Raw genomic sequence first — 15,930 nt, 5'->3', positions numbered from 1 at the left:
GTAAAACTAAGGTGAAACTATGCGCCTTAGGAGGGGGAATTGTCCAGAGCGTCCAACACCTTGGCGGCCAACACGCGGGTTACGGCGCGGCCTTCGGCCAATGCTGTCTGATCCAGAGCGCGTGAAACCTGCCCCATAACGCCGAGCGAGCGGGGCGCGCGTTTGATGACATAGTTCACGACCTCGGGTGCAATCGAGATTTGGCGGTCGTTGAAATGCTTGACCAAGACACCCGCCAAAAGCGCATCGTCAGGCGCTTCGATGCGGGTAACGGCGGTGGCCTCAAGGCGGCTGCGCAAGTCAGGCAGGGTCAGGGGCCAGCGGCTCGGAGCGGATTGACCAGTAAGAAGGAGAGGTTGCCCGTTGGCCGCAAGCTGGTTGTGAAGGTGAAAGAGCGGCTCTTGAGCTTCTGGCGGCAACATATCAGCGCCGTCTATGGCCACAGGGCCGGTGGCCAGCGCATCGATATCGGCGGTTGGCAGCGCGTCGGGCGCGAGAACGGTTGCACCGCAGTCTTCGGCCCAGACGTGGCAAAGGTGGGTTTTCCCCGCGCCTTCGTCACCGACAAGCACCATCTTTCCAAGCGGCCATGCGGCCCAATCGGCGAGGGTGGCCACGGCCACGGAATTGGACGGGGCAACAAGAAAATCGTCGCGGCCAAGTGCAGCGCGCACCGGCAATTCAAATGCAAGCTGTTGAGGCATTAAAGTTCGTCTTGATCCAGATTTTCAGGCGTTTCTTCGGGGTCCAGCCCCTGATAGAGGCGGCCATTGATGTATTTGTCGATTGCAAAGCGGGCCACAACGCCAAGCGCCGCAGCAACCGGAACCGCAACAAGCATTCCGATAAATCCAAAGATAGACCCAAAAGCAGACAGCGCAAAGATGAGCCATACCGGATGCAAGCCAACAGAAGAGCCAACGAGTTTGGGCGTCAGAACATTCCCTTCGACCACTTGTCCGACCACAAAGATCACAACAACAGCGATAAGCGACCCCCACTCGCCCCAGAACTGGAACAGCGCAAGCCCGATGGCCAGCGCGCCGCCGACAAGCGCGCCGACATAGGGGATAAACGTCAGAATTCCGGCCACGAAGCCAGCGACCAGCCCGAAATTAAGCCCGACAATCATAAGCGCGACCGCGTAGTAGGTGCCGAGGATCAGGCAAACAGTGCCTTGCCCGCGCACAAAACTGGCGAGTGTGCTGTCGATGTCAGAGGCAAGTTTGCGAATAACGGGCGCGTGGTCGCGCGGCAAGAGCGCGTCGATCTTGGCGACCATATTGTCCCAATCAAGCAGCAGGTAAAAGGCAACCACAGGAACCAGCACCAGCAAAACAAAGACATTCACCAGCGACATCGCCGAGGTAAACGCCCCTTCGAGCAGCTCGCCCCCTTTGGATTTTAGCGTGTCGCCAACCGCAAGAAGGGATTTGTGAATTGTGCTGTCCGCAACAAGAAGATCAGGAAAGCGGTTGGTAATAAAGTCGCGCAGCTTACCGAAATATTCCGGCATTTGGCTTGCCATATCGCTGCCTTGCCGCACCAGCGTCGGGATAATCAGAAGCGATATCACGATGAAAGCGATGATTGCTGTGATCGTGATGAGCGCCGTGGCCAAGGCGCGCGAGCAGCCCATACGCTCCAGACGGTCAGCCACCGGATCAAGGAAATAGGCCACAGCGCCGCCAAGAACAAAAGGGAGCAGCACATCGCCCAGATACCAAAGCGTGACCATGAATACGGCGGTTGCGATCAGCCAGTATTTCGCTTGCGTCTGAACGGGTAAGGCCATGGCTGATTTCCTTTGTTGTCACCGTTGGAACGGGCGTTGATTGCCCTTGTGTGGCGTAAAGCCACGTTGATTTCAACCCGAACAGCCGCGCCTTGAATGCCTAACGCTTTTGCCATAGAGCAAGGGAAACACGTCAATTGCCACAAAGGGCCCCTGTCATGCGTCTTTCCCGTTACTTCATGCCGGTTCTCAAAGAGACCCCAGCCGATGCCCAGATTGTGAGCCATCGCTACATGCTGCGCGCGGGGATGATCAAACAGACCGCTGCGGGGATTTACAGCTGGCTTCCGCTTGGCCTCAAAGTTCTGCGCAATATCGAGCGGATCGTGAACGAAGAGCAGGAACGCGCGGGTCACGTGCCGATTTTGATGAGCACTATTCAGCCCGCTGATCTGTGGCGGGAAAGTGGTCGCTATGACGACTACGGCGAAGAGATGCTACGTGTCCGCGACCGCCATGACCGCGATATGCTTTACGGTCCCACCAACGAGGAAGCGGTCACGGATATCTTCCGCGCGCACGTCAACAGCTACAAAGACCTGCCGCTGACGCTTTACCAAATCCAGTGGAAATTCCGCGACGAGATCCGCCCGCGTTTCGGCGTGATGCGGGGCCGCGAATTCTTTATGAAAGACGGTTATAACTTCGACCTCACCAAAGAGGACGCGCTGCACGCCTATAACCGCCATTTGGTCAGCTACCTGCGCACCTATGAGCGCATGGGCCTGAAGGCGATCCCGATGCGCGCGGATGGTGGCCCGATTGGTGGCGATTATACCCATGAATTCCTTGTGTTGGCCGAAACCGGCGAGAGCGAAGTGTTCTATGACGCCGAAGTGACAGACCTGACATTCGGCGACCGTGAGGTTGATTACGACAGCGTCGAGGAATGTGAAGCTGTGCTGAAAGAATTCACCAGCCGTTATGCTCGCACCGACGAAACTCACGACGAAGCGCTGTTCAACGAAATCCCCGAAGAACGCCGCCGCTCGGCTCGTGGCATCGAAGTTGGTCAGATTTTCTATTTCGGCACCAAATATTCCGAAAGCATGGGCGCGACAGTTGTGAACGCTGATCAGGAACAAGTTCCGGTTCACATGGGCAGCCATGGCATCGGTGTAAGCCGCCTTCTTGGTGCGATCATCGAAGCGAGCCATGACGACAAAGGCATTATCTGGCCCGAGGGTGTTACGCCTTTCCACGTCGGAATCGTCAACCTCAAGCAGGGTGATGATGAAGCCGATGCAGCTTGTGATGCGCTATACAAAGCCTTTGTGGCTGCAGGGCTTGAGCCACTTTACGACGACCGCAAAGAACGCGCTGGCGGTAAATTCGCGACGATGGACCTCATTGGTCTGCCGTGGCGGATCACAGTCGGGCCGCGCGGCCTTAAGAACGGTGTTGTTGAACTGAACAGCCGCAAAACTGGCGAAAGCGTCGAGGTTGCGCCCGAAGAGGCCGTGGCGAAAGTTAAGGCAATCTACGAGGCGCTATAACGGCGCCTCTTGACCACCTCACCGCCACCTGCGCAGAGTTGCGCAAACAGATGCAGGAGCCAGAAGTGGTAAACCAAACCGCCCCGTTTTCGCGTTTCGAGTGGTTGATTGCGTGGCGATATTTGCGCGCCCGTCGTGCCGATGGTGGCGTGTCGGTCATGACGTGGATCAGCCTCATTGGCATCATGCTCGCCGTTGCGGCATTGATTATTACGCTTGCCGTGCGCGCGGGCTTCCGTGCGGAATTTGTCGATACGATCCTTGGCGCCAATGCCCATGTCACGATCTATAACTCTGCGGCACTCAATGAAGGTGGCCAACCCAGCCGCGTGATCGAGGATTACACCGAACGCGCCGAAGCCATCCGGCAGGTGTCCGGCGTTATCCGCGTGGCTCCTTTGGTCAAAGGGCAAGTCATGACGAACCACGGCCAGCAAAACGCCTTTGCACAGGTGTTTGGCATTGCGCGTGACGACCTCGCCGCCATCCCCCGCATTGCCAATCCAGAGACAGCCGAAGGCGATCTGGCCGATTTCGATCGCGGCATTGCAGTGGGTCGAGAAGTAGCGCGGACGCTTGGCGTTGGCCTTGGTGATACGATCAAACTTATCTCGCCGAACGGGGCCAAAACCGCCTTCGGTACCAGCCCCCGTGTGAATGCCTATGAAGTCACTTATATCTTCACGGCAGGGCGCTATGACATTGATAACACACGCATCTACATGCCCTTCACGGAGGCGCAAAGCTATTTCAATCGCGAAGGCGTAGCTGACGAGTTGGAAGTCATGGTGGCCGAGCCAGAGAGCGTTCGGGACCTGACTATTCCTCTGCTGGAAGCAGGCGGCGACCGCACAATGATCTGGACATGGCAGGACGCATCAGGCGGTTTCCTGCGGGCGTTGGAGATCGAGGATAATGTGATGTTCGTGCTGATGTCGGTTCTGGTTCTGGTGGCCAGCCTGAACATCATTTCGGGGCTTGTTATGTTGGTGAAAAACAAGGGCCGAGACATTGGAATCCTGCGCACGATGGGCCTGACCGAAGGCGCGGTGATGCGGGTATTCTTCATTTGTGGCGCGCTCGTTGGGGTGATCGGGACGATCTTCGGCGTGATCGCGGGCTGTCTCTTTGCAATCTATTTCGACCAAATCTTGGCCATCGTAAATGGCGCGTCTGGCGGTGATGTTTGGGATGCGTCCGTGCGCGGAATTTACAAGCTTCCGGCCAAACTGGAATTGTCGGATGTGCTTGTTTCTGTTGCACTTTCTCTGTTCCTATCCTTCGTCGTAACGATTTTTCCGGCGCGGCGAGCGGCGCGTATGAACCCTGTGGAGGCGCTGCGCTATGAGTGATGTTCTGAGCCTTGAAAACGTCGCCAAATCCTATAATCGCGGCCGTCCGAACGAGGTTACAGTACTGTCGGGCGCCACGCTCAACGTAGCGCGCGGCGAGGTCGTGGCGCTTGTGGCCCCATCGGGCGCGGGCAAGTCCACATTGCTGCATATCGCGGGCCTCCTCGATAGCGCGGACAGCGGCAAAATCGAGATTGCAGGGCGCGATGTTTCGGGCCTTTCAGACCGCCAACGCACCGGCATTCGCCGCGCCGAGGTTGGGTTTGTGTACCAGTTTCACCACTTGCTGCCCGAATTTTCCGCGGCGGAAAATATTGTTCTTCCTCAACTAGTTAACGCCGTTTCAACGCGTGAAGCAGAGGCCCGCGCGGCAAAGCTCCTCGCCAATGTTGGCCTTGCCGAGCGCGCCAAACATCGCCCCGCGGAAATGTCTGGCGGCGAGCAACAACGAGTTGCGTTCTGCCGTGCTTTGGCCAACGCGCCCAAACTCCTCTTGGCGGATGAACCGACCGGAAACCTCGATCCCGAAACGTCCGATATCGTGTTCGAAGCCCTAATGGCACTCGCCCGCGACGAGGGGCTTTCAGCGGTCATCGCGACCCACAACCCAGAACTCGCCGCCCGCATGGATCGCATCGTAAGGCTCGAAGGCGGGGCGCTCAAACCGGCATAAGATTTGCATATGATTTCCATATGAAACGCATATGCGGGATTTGTGCTGGAAACGTGCCGAACATTCACAGAACATTAACGCTTTGTCAGCTATAACGAGTCGTGTCAGCCAGTTAAGGGCCGACACGGTTAGTAACGAGTTGGTTTGGTTCTTTGTGGGGGGGCAAACAGGGAGGAAGAGCCGGAAAACAATACAACTTCTGAAAGTTTCAAACCGCATCATAGCCATATTTATGTCTCTCACAGATTATAGCTCTTGGTTGCTAGGTCGATTTTCGTCATCTAACCAATCAAAAGCTCGCGGAGGCAAGTTTGGTCTGTGTATCGCGCTAAGAAAACCCCAACGTATGTGATGCGTGTTCTTTTTACAGCGAAAAGGCATATTGAAAATAATCGCCATTACCGCAGTATAGGCTAGCAATGTGATGCCATAGCCTGAAACCGCATATTCCATCCAACTGGCATTGGGATGCGTTAAAATTTCGATCTGCACCTGAACTAGGAAAACAAAAAGAAATGTTATCGGGGCAAGCATTAACGAATAAATTGTTAGTTGAAGAATAATAGCAACTTGAGGAAGCTTGTACTTGTATTGCAAGAAACTCGGAGCAACAGGAGGCACAATTAATGCCATGTCTTCGTGCCCTTCCAGAGAAGCGAACATTTGGGGATAAAAGTTCGTGTAACCATGTCGTGACAAGTAAGAATTGCGTATACTCAAAATCATTAAGTAAACTTGAAAATACTGAATTGTCGCCCAAAATGTTACGGAGGCAACCACGGCGATAAAAGCTTGAGGAACAATAACTTTGACAGAAAGGATCGACAGCGTAGCTGAGGTGTCAGATTGAAAAGAATATAGAGCAAGGTAGCAAACTGAAAGCGTTACGCTCAGCCTTGTAATCTTCTTCAATAAAGAGGCTTGCAGTGTCGCAAGTTTGAGAAAAATGTCTTCCCATTCGGCCCCGTGTTTAATTAAGGTGGAGATCGTTTTGAGGAATTCTTGTTGTTTGGCGCGTCGAAACGAAAGTCGTTTCATTTACATCCCCCTTCACAAATCCAGCTCTTCAACGAACCTTGCGTTCTCCTGAATGTACTGGAACCGTTTCTCCGGCTTTTTCCCCATCAAACGTTCGACGAGGTCTCCGGTTTCGCCGGGTTCGTCCTCATCAATCGTGACGCGGATGAGCTTGCGGGTGGCTGGGTTCATGGTGGTTTCTTTGAGGTCTTTGGCGTCCATTTCACCAAGGCCTTTGAAGCGCGAAACATCGATCCGGCCTTTGCCGCCAATCCCTTTTGCAAGGTGGGCGTCTTTTTCGGCCTCATCAATGCAATACACCCGCTTCGCGCCTTGGGTCAGGCGAAACAGTGGCGGGCAGGCAAGATAGAGGTGCCCTGTGTCGATCATCGGGCGCATTTGGGTGAAGAAGAACGTCATGAGGAGCGAGGCAATATGCGCGCCGTCCACATCCGCATCGGTCATGATGATGACCTTATCATAGCGTAGATCGTCCACGTTAAACTTGCTGCCCAATCCAACGCCGAGCGCTTGGCAGAGATCGTTGATTTCCGCGTTTGTCCCGATCTTGTTCGAGGCCGCGCCAAGGACGTTGAGGATTTTACCACGCAGGGGCAGGAGGGCTTGGGTCTTGCGATCCCGCGCCATTTTGGCAGAACCACCCGCAGAGTCCCCCTCCACGATAAACAGTTCCGTGCCTTCGCGGGAATTGGACGAGCAATCGGTCAACTTCCCCGGCAGCCGCAGTTTCTTGGTGGCGGATTTGCGCTGTGTTTCTTTTTCCTGACGTCGCCGCAGCCGCTCTTCGGCGCGTAGGACGAGGTAATCGAGAATCGCGCCGGCGGCTTTCGTATCGTTGGCGAGCCAGTTGTCGAAATGGTCCCGCACGGAGTTTTCGACCATTTTCTGTGCTGCTTCGGTAGAGAGCCTGTCTTTGGTTTGGCCAACGAATTGCGGATCTCGGATAAAGCAGGACACCAAAGCGCAGCCGCCTGTCATCAGGTCTTCGCGGGTGATTTGGGCAGCTTTCTTGTTCGAGACGAGCTCGCCGTAAGCGCGGATGCCTTTGAGGATCGCCGCCCAGAAACCGGCCACATGGGTGCCGCCCTCGGGTGTTGGGACGGTGTTGGTATAGGACTGGATGAAGCCATCGCGGGCCGGGGTCCAGTTTATCGCCCACTCAACAGAACCCGGAACCCCGAACTTCTCTTGGAAGCCGACTTTTCCGGCAAAGGGGGCATCAGCGTAAGTCGTTGATCCGCCGAGCGTTTCTGTGAGGTAGTCAGCGAGACCGCCAGGGAAGTGGAATGTGGCTTCTGTGGGCGTGTCGCCGTCTTCAATGGCTGATTTCCAGCGGATTTCGACACCGGAGAATAGGTACGCCTTGGAGCGCGCCATTTGGAACAGGCGTTTGGGTTTGAACTTTTGACTGCCGAAGATTTCCGCATCTGGGTGAAAGGTCACGCTGGTGCCGCGTCGGTTGGGGGCGGCGCCGATCTTCTCAAGCGGTCCTTTGGGGATGCCGCGGGAGAATTCCATCGCGTAAAGCTCTTTGTTTTTAGCAACTTCGACGCGCAGGTAATCCGAGAGCGCATTCACGACCGAAGAGCCAACACCGTGCAATCCGCCGGAGGTTTCATAGGCATCGCCGCCGAATTTTCCGCCCGCGTTTAGGGTGCAGAAGATGATTTCGAGCGCGGTTTTGCTTGGGTCTTTGGGGTGCGGATCAATTGGGATGCCGCGGCCGTTGTCGCGGATGGTTACGGAGTAATCCGCGTGAAGCTCGACTTCGATGCGGGTGGCGTGTCCGGCGACGGCCTCGTCCATCGAGTTGTCAACAATTTCGGCCACGAGGTGATGGAAGGCGCGCTCATCGATGCCACCGATATACATACCGGGGCGGAGGCGGACGTGTTCCATATCTTCGAGCACCTGGATCGAGGAGGCGTCATAATCTTTTTCGATCTCGGAACCGGCAAGAAGGTCGTTGGCCATTGGCTGCTCGTTTGTTGGTTTTGGTTCGTTCTATTGTGACAGCAGGCGCCGTGGCAAGCAAGCGGCCACGGTTGAAATTCGACGCGTTTGGTGACGGTATTTGCTTGCGTCACACCTGCGCGAGGGCGTTTTCAAGGTCGGCCCAAAGATCGCCCACGTCTTCGATGCCGACAGAGAGGCGCAGCAGGTTTTCGGGGATGCCGGTATGGGGCTCGATCGTGTGGCGATGCTCGACAAGGCTTTCAACACCACCAAGAGATGTTGCGCGGTGGAAAAGGCTGAGTTTGCCCGCAACGGCAAGAGCCTCACGCGCGCCGCCTTTTACGCAAACAGAAAGCAGCCCACCAAATCCGCCGTTCATTTGCGACTTGGCAAGCTCATTGGCGGTGTGGCTTGGCAATCCGGGATAGAACACGCGTTCGACTTTCGGATGTGCCTCGAGTTTTTCCGCGAGAGACAGGGCGGATTGCGACATGCGCTCGACACGAAGGGGCAAAGTCCGCATGCCTCGCAGTAGAAGCCACGCCTCGAAGGGTCCGATGACAGCGCCCGCATCATGGCGGTCTGTCTGGATTGTACGCCAAAAATCGGCCTCTGCATCGGCGCAGGAAAGGACGCCGGCGAGCACGTCGGAATGGCCGTTGATCGCTTTGGTCGCGGAATGCATCACGACATCCGCGCCAAGGTCCAACGGGCGGCTCAGAACGGGCGTTGCAGCGGTGGAGTCGACCATCAGGAGGCCATTTTCGGCATGGGTTGCCGCGGCGATGGCGGTGATGTCGCTGATTTTGAGCCACGGATTTGACGGGGTTTCGATCATCACGAGGTTAGGTTTTTGGGCGGAAATCTGGGCTGTGAAGGCCTCTGTATCGCTGGCGTCGGCCTCGTGGAGGGTAATCTCGCGACGGGCACAGAAATCGCGAATCCATTTGGTCGTGCCCCAGTAAATGCCGGATTGAACAAGCACAGTTGCGCGGTTTGGCAGGCTTCGGAACATGGCGGCGATGGCGGCCATGCCGGAGGGGAATAGCAACGTGTCGGCGGCGTTTTCCAACTGTTTCAAAACGGCTTCTGCGGCGCGTGCGTTTTCGTTTTGATCACGCAGATAGGTGTTTTGCGGGGCGACGAGGTCATAGTTTTCGTCACGCAGAAAGGTCGTCGCGGGATGGATCGCTGGCGTCACGCCGCCTGTTGTTTGGTCTGTTTGGCCCGCGGCCTGCGCTGCGATTGTTGCTGGTTTTTGGGGATTTGCCATCTCTCTGCCTCCAGTTTGCGCGTCGGAGTATCGCAGAAAGATGGACATGCGCAAGGCGGCGCAAGTGCAATGCGCCGCTACAGGTTTTGTTTAGAAAATGCCGTTACAGATAATCATGATCACAAGCGCAACGAGCCAATACCCTGCATTAACGTTGCGGGCATAGGTGCTATGCCCCGCGAATGCGGCATTGGCGTAGCCCATGATGGTAAAGGCAACAGTCGCGAGGATTACCGTGAGGAGGAGGTTGGAGGCTGCTGTGACGGCAACAAACCAACTCATGAGAAAGAGCCCAAGAGCTTGGCTGATCATAGCGGCCGCGGGCATCTTATCGGCGCTGCCAAGGCTTACGCCAACGCCTTCGGCCCATTTCTCGCCAAAGAGTTTCGGGGAATACCAAAGCCACCCCACAAGGAAAGCTGCTACCGCGCCAACGATAACTGCAAGCCAACTAACATTTGTCGTCAATTCTGCCATGTCGTTTCCTTTCTTATTGTTCTGTCGCGGGGATATTTTGCGCTGATTTCCGTGAATCACCTAGAGATTTCGGGGTTTTGGACTGCGTTCAGGAAAAACTGTTGCTGGGTTTGATGCACCTCAATGCAGGGTTTGCGCCCTGGGTGTAACGCTGTTCTTGAACAAGACTGCGAAGGAGAGCGGGATGGCGACACCAAATTCAAACACCAAGAAACCGGCCGGAAAAGCAACGACAAACACCGAAGACCGCGCGAATGGCGCGACCGAGGGGGCGCAGGCGGATGCGCTTGTTGATTCATTCGTGAATGTCGCCAATGGGCGGGATGCGGTTCGGCTTGCGTTTGAAACGGGCACCTATCCCTATGCCGAAAAGATGCGCGCCAAGGAGTATGAGGCGCAGAAAGCCCTGATCCAGATCGAGTTGCTGAAGGTGCAGAAGTGGGTCAAGGAAACAGGGCAGAAGTTTGTGTTCCTGTTTGAGGGGCGTGATGCTGCGGGGAAGGGCGGTACGATCAAACGGTTTATGGAGCACTTGAACCCGCGCGAGGCACGTGTCGTGGCGTTGAACAAGCCAACGGATGAGGAAAGAGGTCAGTGGTTCTTTCAGCGTTATATCCAGCATCTGCCGACGGCTGGCGAAATGGTGTTTTATGACCGCTCTTGGTACAACCGCGCGGGGGTCGAGCGGGTTATGGGCTTTTGCGAGCCGAACGAATACCTAGAGTTCATGCGGCAGACGCCCGAGTTAGAGCGCATGATTACACGCAGCGGTATTCGTTTGTATAAATACTGGTTCTCGGTAACGCGGGACGAACAGCAGCGCCGGTTTGACTCGCGCAAGACCGATCCGCTGAAGCGCTGGAAGCTCTCTCCGATTGATGTGGCCAGCCTTGCGAAATGGGATGATTACACAGAGGCCAAAGAAGCGATGTTCTTTTATACCGACACCGCTGATGCGCCGTGGACCATCATCAAATCCAATGACAAGAAACGTGCGCGGCTAAACTGTATGTATCATTTCCTGAGCACGATCGACTATCCGGATAAGGACCACGCCGTTGCCAAAGCGCCAGACCCGCTGATTGTTGGTGGTGCGAACCATGTGATTCACGGATCGGACCATATCCTCGGGACGTCGCTTCACCCTGATCAGCGCAAGGTAAATCGCGGCTAAGTTGTTTTGCGATAGGTAAGAAATTGCCACAGTACAATGTGGTGATTGTCAAACTGCGAAATCGGGCGTAATCCGTATGGATGACTCAAGCCCTTTCATATCGCGGCCACCTCAAGGCCATTCTGTTGCTTGGCTTGCCGTTGATCGGCAGCCAACTGGCGCAGTTTGCTGTCCATATGACGGATACCATCATGCTTGGGTGGTATTCGGTCGAGTCCCTTGCTGCTGCTGTTTTGGCAACAGGGTTTGCGTTTATTCTGTTTATTCTCGGGTCTGGTTTTGCCTTTGCCGTTACGCCTCTTGTTGCGACGGCGGATGCGCAGGGCGATACAACCGCGATCCGGCGGTATACGCGCATGGGGCTGTGGATCGGGCTGTTGTATTCAGCGGCCGTTATGACGCCGATGATCTTTTCTGAACCCATTTTCCTCTGGATGGGGCAGGAGCCAGAGCTCGCGGAACTCGCGCAAAGGTATTTGCGGATTTCGGCGCCAGGCATGTTCATGGCGATCAGCGGCACCGTTATTCGGAGCTATCTGTCTGCGCTCGAACTGACGCGGCCCGTTCTATATGCCTCGCTTTGGGCTGTGGCGTTGAACATCGTCTTTAACTATCTGTTTATCTTCGGAAACTTCGGAGCGCCGGAGCTCGGTATTCGCGGTGCAGCGATCGCGTCGCTGGCTGTGAACACGATGATGTTCGTATATTGGGCGGCCTATTCGTTGCGCAAACTGCCTGAGCATGAGCTATTTGTGCGGTTCTGGCGGCCTGATTGGGATGCGTTCAAACAGGTGTTCCGACTGGGCTTGCCCATTGGCCTGACGAACCTTGCCGAAGTCGGCCTGTTCAATTTCGCTGCGATCATGGTGGGGTGGCTTGGCGCTATTCCATTGGCGGCGCATGGGATTGCTCTGCAATTGGGTGGGGCGGCATTCATGGTGCATCTGGGCTTGTCTGCTGCGGCGACAATCCGTGCAGGGCGCGCGCTGGGCAATGGTGATGAAGAGCATCTGCGCCGTGGTGCCTATATGGCAACCGGCATGTCGGCGGCACTGTCTTTCATCGCGATGGCGGCATTCCTTCTGGTTCCACAGTTCCTGATTGGATTGTTCATCGATCCAGAAGATCCGTTGCGGCCCGAAATCATTGCGATGGGCACTGGCCTGTTGGTGTATGCCGCGATCTTCCAACTTGCCGATAGCCTTCAGGTTATGGCGCTGGGCTTGCTGCGCGGCGTTCAAGATGCTCGCGTTCCCATGTGGATGGCAGGGATTTCTTATTGGGTGTTTGGTGCACCTGCGAGCTATATCTGCGGCTTTGTGTTTGGTTGGGGCGCGGAAGGCGTCTGGATCGGTCTTGTGGTCGGCCTGAGCCTCGCAGCGGTCTTGCTGAACCTGCGGTTCTGGAAACGCTCAGTCAAAATCCACGAGTATCCGCCGACGAAATCGGTTGAGGCTCCGCCCGCAGTTTAACGCTCTAGTCGTCTTTTGCGCCTTCAGTTAGGCGCTCTGCCTTCCTGCGCACGAGAACAGCGCGCAGGTCGTGCATTGCCAAAAGCAGTGAATCCGTAACCTCTTCGAGCGCTTCAGGGCTGGCCTTGTTGGACTGCGCCCAGTGAGCGGTTCGGTTGAGTGTGTCAACGACGCGGTGAATCTCGTCTTTCTCGCGGGCGGCGAGCAACTCCTGCCGCGCGCGGAGCCAGTCAGAAATTTCGGTGGTTTCCTGCTCGGTGAGGCTGCGTCCGCCATGCGGTTTGATTTCGCCGTTGCGGGTGTTCACAACGGCGATTTGCTGCATCTCGATCCGGCGTTGGCGGTTCTCGGTGTCGATCCGGAACACCGCCGCGCCATTGTCTCTGATGCGAAAATAGAGTTCCGGAAGTTCGTTCACCAATACTGCCCTTATGAAAGTGCCGCGCAGAAATTCTGGATACGCGTGCAGGCCTCTTTGAGATTATCGTCCGAGGTAGCGTAGCTGACACGGAAGTTTGGCGAAAGGCCGAAGGCCGCGCCAAATACGACCGCAACACCAGTTTCTTCAAGCAGCGCGGTTGCGAATTGCTCGTCATTTTCGATCTTCGTGCCTGCTGGTGTCGTTTTGCCGAGGCAGCCGGAGATGTCTGGGTACACGTAGAAAGCGCCCTCCGGTTTGGGGCACGTGATGCCTTCGGCGGCGTTGAGCATCTCAACAACAAGGTTTCGGCGGCGCACGAAAATCTCGTTGTTGCTGGCAAGAAACTCCTGCGGCCCATTGAGCGCCTCAACCGCAGCCCATTGCGAAACCGAACAGGGATTCGAGGTGCTTTGGCTCTGGATTTTGCGCATGGCGGCGATCAAAGGTTTTGGACCAGCCGCATAGCCAATCCGCCAGCCTGTCATCGCATAGGCTTTGGAAACGCCGTTACAGGTAAGCGTGCGTTCGTAAAGCGCAGGCTCAACCTCGGCAGGGGTAGCAAATTTGAAGTCGTCAAAAACGAGGTGTTCATACATGTCATCTGTCATCACCCAAACATGCGGGTGACGTAGAAGTACATCCGTCAAGCCTTTGAGTTCGCTTGCGGAATAACCCGCACCAGTCGGGTTGCTTGGCGAGTTGAAGATCAGCCATTTGGTTTTGGGCGTGATCGCAGCTTCAAGCTGCTCCGGCGTCATTTTGAAGCCAGTTTCGATCCCTGCGGCCACGGGAACGGGCGTTCCGCCGGCAAGCAAAACCATATCGGGATAAGACACCCAATAAGGCGCGGGGATAATCACTTCATCGCCTGAGTTCAGCGTGGCCATGAGGGCGTTATAAAGGATTTGTTTTCCGCCGGTGCCGACAGTGACCTGATCCGGCGCATAGAAAAGTGCGTTGTCGCGTTCAAGCTTGGCGCAGATCGCCTGTTTTAGCTCGATAATACCATCAACCGATGTGTACTTCGTTTTGCCCGCGTTGATCGCGGCGATGCCGGCTTTCTTGATGTTTTCGGGCGTGTCGAAATCCGGTTCCCCCGCGCCGAGGCCAATCACGTCTTTGCCTGCGACCTTGAGATCAGCGGCAAGGTTGGATACCGCAATCGTTGGCGACGGTTTGACGCGCGATAAGGTCTTGGAAAGAAAGTCAGGGGATGTGCTAGACATGGGAGGCTCCGGTTTGTATCTGCCGGAACCATCTCATAGGCCGCAATGGCCCCTGCATCAAGTCGTTAAGGAGTCAAACGCCAATGGATATCCCCAAAGAGAGCCTAATGCCGGCGCCCGATGAAACCCGAGAAAACCGGATCAAGCGCCTGAAAATGCGCAGCTGGCGGCGTGGCACCAAGGAAATGGACATGATTCTCGGCCCGTTCTCAGACACCGAAATCGACAGCATGAGTGACACCGAACTTGATCTTTACGATGCACTTTTGTGGGAAAATGATCAGGAGCTCTATACTTGGGTGAATGGATCTGTTGATGCGCCTGAAAAATATAACCAAATTATTTCAGTAATTTACAAGCATAAACTGTCAAAATAGCTGAAAATTTATTGCTAGATGTCTTGGGTTTAACCGAATGTTTGGGATTTCCCGCGAATGTCGTTTCCGACGGCTACATGCGGAGAAATTAATGAGTATACATTCAAATCTGGCCCTTCCTGCTGCGCAAGGTTTTATGACCAGCTATCTGGAGGGGCTCGCACTCGTGGAGCGACTTCATCGTTTGCTTCTGGATGTAATTAAGGATGAGTTCGAGCGTGTAGGCGTCCTCGAAATCAATGCGGTGCAGGCGCTTTTGCTGTTCAATATCGGCGAGAACGAAGTAACCGCGGGCGAGTTGAAGTCTCGCGGCTATTATCAGGGATCGAACGTTTCCTATAACCTTAAGAAACTCGTCGAGATGGGCTATATGCACCATCAACGCTGTGAGGTGGATCGGCGCTCTGTGCGCGTTCGTCTAACCGAAAAGGGCCGCAATATCCGCGACGTGGTGAATGAACTCTTCCTGCGCCACGCCGATGGCTTGGAATCGAAGGGCGTCTTGGGGCCTGATGGAATGGATGAGATCAATACATCGCTTCGTCGGGTCGAGCGGTATTGGACGGATCAAATCCGATATATTTACTAGGCTGTGAGTTCACGAACTGGCCCCACTCTCTGCGGAGCCAGTTCAAGGCCCTACCAGTGGCCCGTGTTTTCCATGCTGGCCCAAGGCTCTGCAGGGGCAAGTGATTCACCCTTTTGCAGCAACTCGATCGAGATGTTGTCGGGCGAACGGACGAAGGCCATATGGCCATCACGCGGCGGACGATTGATTGTGACGCCAGCATCCTGAAGCTTTTGACATAGCGCGTAAATGTCATCGACTTCATAGGCGAGATGACCGAAGTGACGGCTGTCGCTTGGCAGTTCATCATCGCCGTCCCAGTTGTAAGTAAGCTCGATAGGCGCTTCTTCCTGACCCTCGGGTGCCATAAAGATCAGCGAGAATCTCCCGCCTTCGCTGTCATGGCGTTTGGTTTCCTTCAACCCGAGCAACTCGTAGAATGCCATCGATTTTTCGAGGTCTTTCACCCGAACCATTGTGTGTAGATACTTCAATCCCATCGCAGGGTCCTCCTATTTTGGCCCCACAATGCCAGCTAAGTGAGTGAGCGCAAGACCTTGGCCTTAAAATTCGTCGTGATACCGTATTTAGCGTTTATTTTCGACCGTCATCGCAGATATAGTGGGCGGCGA

At 55.4% G+C, this 15,930-nt stretch carries 16 protein-coding genes; 7 read left to right on the top strand and 9 right to left on the bottom strand.

Annotated elements, in window-relative coordinates; translation table 11 throughout:
- Nucleotides 1–26: 26 nt before the first annotated feature.
- Complete coding sequence (locus tag OU789_RS09660; protein WP_274655367.1) at nucleotides 27–704, bottom strand: DnaA ATPase domain-containing protein; 678 nt, start codon at nucleotides 702–704, stop codon at nucleotides 27–29.
- Nucleotides 704–1,795: an AI-2E family transporter gene (locus tag OU789_RS09655; protein ID WP_263952627.1), complete on the bottom strand. Its 1,092-nt coding sequence runs from the start codon at nucleotides 1,793–1,795 to the stop codon at nucleotides 704–706. The genes OU789_RS09660 and OU789_RS09655 overlap by 1 nt, the downstream gene beginning before the upstream one ends.
- Nucleotides 1,796–1,953: 158 nt before the next feature.
- Here OU789_RS09655 and proS point away from each other — a divergent pair, with 158 nt between their 5' ends.
- The 3 genes from proS to OU789_RS09640 are packed head-to-tail and all read left to right on the top strand — an operon-like array spanning nucleotide 1,954 to nucleotide 5,316.
- Nucleotides 1,954–3,291 carry a proline--tRNA ligase gene (gene proS / locus OU789_RS09650; RefSeq protein ID WP_274655366.1) on the top strand — a complete coding sequence of 446 codons (1,338 nt, stop codon included), beginning with the start codon at nucleotides 1,954–1,956 and terminating at the stop codon, nucleotides 3,289–3,291.
- A 50-nt stretch (nucleotides 3,292–3,341) separates the two neighbouring features.
- Nucleotides 3,342–4,643, top strand: a complete 1,302-nt coding sequence (locus OU789_RS09645) for a lipoprotein-releasing ABC transporter permease subunit (RefSeq protein WP_274655365.1) — start codon at nucleotides 3,342–3,344, stop codon at nucleotides 4,641–4,643.
- Complete coding sequence (locus OU789_RS09640) at nucleotides 4,636–5,316, top strand: ABC transporter ATP-binding protein (protein WP_274655364.1); 681 nt, start codon at nucleotides 4,636–4,638, stop codon at nucleotides 5,314–5,316. The genes OU789_RS09645 and OU789_RS09640 overlap by 8 nt, the downstream gene beginning before the upstream one ends.
- A gap of 246 nt (nucleotides 5,317–5,562) precedes the next feature.
- Here the strand turns inward: OU789_RS09640 and OU789_RS09635 are convergent, their stop codons facing one another.
- The 4 genes from OU789_RS09635 to OU789_RS09620 form a co-directional block, all read right to left on the bottom strand.
- Complete coding sequence (locus OU789_RS09635) at nucleotides 5,563–6,354, bottom strand: hypothetical protein (protein ID WP_274655363.1); 792 nt, start codon at nucleotides 6,352–6,354, stop codon at nucleotides 5,563–5,565.
- A 12-nt stretch (nucleotides 6,355–6,366) separates the two neighbouring features.
- Nucleotides 6,367–8,328 (bottom strand): DNA topoisomerase IV subunit B, encoded by a 1,962-nt coding sequence (gene parE, locus OU789_RS09630; protein WP_274655362.1) that lies wholly within the window; start codon nucleotides 8,326–8,328, stop codon nucleotides 6,367–6,369.
- A 109-nt stretch (nucleotides 8,329–8,437) separates the two neighbouring features.
- Complete coding sequence (locus tag OU789_RS09625) at nucleotides 8,438–9,583, bottom strand: trans-sulfuration enzyme family protein (RefSeq protein ID WP_274655361.1); 1,146 nt, start codon at nucleotides 9,581–9,583, stop codon at nucleotides 8,438–8,440.
- Between the two features lie 90 nt (nucleotides 9,584–9,673).
- The gene (locus OU789_RS09620; protein WP_274655360.1) at nucleotides 9,674–10,060 is read right to left on the bottom strand and encodes a DUF1761 domain-containing protein; all 387 of its coding nucleotides are present in this window, start codon (nucleotides 10,058–10,060) and stop codon (nucleotides 9,674–9,676) included.
- Between the two features lie 184 nt (nucleotides 10,061–10,244).
- On the opposite strand from OU789_RS09620, the gene ppk2 reads away from it, so the two are divergent.
- Together ppk2 and OU789_RS09610 are read left to right on the top strand one after the other, a co-directional pair.
- Nucleotides 10,245–11,234 (top strand): polyphosphate kinase 2, encoded by a 990-nt coding sequence (ppk2, locus tag OU789_RS09615; protein ID WP_274655359.1) that lies wholly within the window; start codon nucleotides 10,245–10,247, stop codon nucleotides 11,232–11,234.
- 80 nt (nucleotides 11,235–11,314) lie between these two features.
- Nucleotides 11,315–12,706 carry an MATE family efflux transporter gene (locus tag OU789_RS09610; protein WP_274655358.1) on the top strand — a complete coding sequence of 464 codons (1,392 nt, stop codon included), beginning with the start codon at nucleotides 11,315–11,317 and terminating at the stop codon, nucleotides 12,704–12,706.
- 4 nt (nucleotides 12,707–12,710) lie between these two features.
- Here the strand turns inward: OU789_RS09610 and OU789_RS09605 are convergent, their stop codons facing one another.
- The gene (locus OU789_RS09605) at nucleotides 12,711–13,127 is read right to left on the bottom strand and encodes a hypothetical protein (RefSeq protein WP_274655357.1); all 417 of its coding nucleotides are present in this window, start codon (nucleotides 13,125–13,127) and stop codon (nucleotides 12,711–12,713) included.
- Between the two features lie 8 nt (nucleotides 13,128–13,135).
- Nucleotides 13,136–14,353 (bottom strand): pyridoxal phosphate-dependent aminotransferase, encoded by a 1,218-nt coding sequence (locus OU789_RS09600; protein ID WP_274655356.1) that lies wholly within the window; start codon nucleotides 14,351–14,353, stop codon nucleotides 13,136–13,138.
- A gap of 83 nt (nucleotides 14,354–14,436) precedes the next feature.
- Between OU789_RS09600 and OU789_RS09595 the strand changes: the two genes are divergently transcribed.
- Nucleotides 14,437–14,730, top strand: coding sequence for an FAD assembly factor SdhE (locus OU789_RS09595; RefSeq protein ID WP_274655355.1), 294 nt, complete (start codon nucleotides 14,437–14,439; stop codon nucleotides 14,728–14,730).
- A gap of 91 nt (nucleotides 14,731–14,821) precedes the next feature.
- Nucleotides 14,822–15,319: a MarR family winged helix-turn-helix transcriptional regulator gene (locus OU789_RS09590; protein WP_263952640.1), complete on the top strand. Its 498-nt coding sequence runs from the start codon at nucleotides 14,822–14,824 to the stop codon at nucleotides 15,317–15,319.
- Nucleotides 15,320–15,369: 50 nt separating this feature from the next.
- Here OU789_RS09590 and OU789_RS09585 read toward each other — a convergent pair whose 3' ends face one another.
- Entirely contained in the window at nucleotides 15,370–15,798 is a 429-nt protein-coding gene (locus tag OU789_RS09585) for a VOC family protein (RefSeq protein ID WP_263952641.1), read from the bottom strand.
- Nucleotides 15,799–15,930 lie beyond the last annotated feature (132 nt).

Origin of the sequence: Halocynthiibacter sp. C4 (genome assembly GCF_028823805.1) — a bacterium.
GTDB lineage: Bacteria > Pseudomonadota > Alphaproteobacteria > Rhodobacterales > Rhodobacteraceae > Falsihalocynthiibacter > Falsihalocynthiibacter halioticoli.
This window is presented reverse-complemented; position numbering and strand designations above follow the sequence as displayed.

Coding starts and splice junctions, on each gene's coding strand:
- OU789_RS09640 (WP_274655364.1), top strand. CDS start 4,636: ATGAGTGATGTTCTGAGCCTTGAAAACGTCGCCAAATCCTATAATCGC.
- OU789_RS09610 (WP_274655358.1), top strand. CDS start 11,315: ATGACTCAAGCCCTTTCATATCGCGGCCACCTCAAGGCCATTCTGTTG.
- OU789_RS09655 (WP_263952627.1), bottom strand. CDS start 1,795: ATGGCCTTACCCGTTCAGACGCAAGCGAAATACTGGCTGATCGCAACC.
- proS (WP_274655366.1), top strand. CDS start 1,954: ATGCGTCTTTCCCGTTACTTCATGCCGGTTCTCAAAGAGACCCCAGCC.
- OU789_RS09625 (WP_274655361.1), bottom strand. CDS start 9,583: ATGGCAAATCCCCAAAAACCAGCAACAATCGCAGCGCAGGCCGCGGGC.
- OU789_RS09620 (WP_274655360.1), bottom strand. CDS start 10,060: ATGGCAGAATTGACGACAAATGTTAGTTGGCTTGCAGTTATCGTTGGC.
- OU789_RS09595 (WP_274655355.1), top strand. CDS start 14,437: ATGGATATCCCCAAAGAGAGCCTAATGCCGGCGCCCGATGAAACCCGA.
- OU789_RS09600 (WP_274655356.1), bottom strand. CDS start 14,353: ATGTCTAGCACATCCCCTGACTTTCTTTCCAAGACCTTATCGCGCGTC.
- OU789_RS09585 (WP_263952641.1), bottom strand. CDS start 15,798: ATGGGATTGAAGTATCTACACACAATGGTTCGGGTGAAAGACCTCGAA.
- OU789_RS09590 (WP_263952640.1), top strand. CDS start 14,822: ATGAGTATACATTCAAATCTGGCCCTTCCTGCTGCGCAAGGTTTTATG.
- ppk2 (WP_274655359.1), top strand. CDS start 10,245: ATGGCGACACCAAATTCAAACACCAAGAAACCGGCCGGAAAAGCAACG.
- OU789_RS09645 (WP_274655365.1), top strand. CDS start 3,342: ATGCAGGAGCCAGAAGTGGTAAACCAAACCGCCCCGTTTTCGCGTTTC.
- OU789_RS09660 (WP_274655367.1), bottom strand. CDS start 704: ATGCCTCAACAGCTTGCATTTGAATTGCCGGTGCGCGCTGCACTTGGC.
- parE (WP_274655362.1), bottom strand. CDS start 8,328: ATGGCCAACGACCTTCTTGCCGGTTCCGAGATCGAAAAAGATTATGAC.
- OU789_RS09635 (WP_274655363.1), bottom strand. CDS start 6,354: ATGAAACGACTTTCGTTTCGACGCGCCAAACAACAAGAATTCCTCAAA.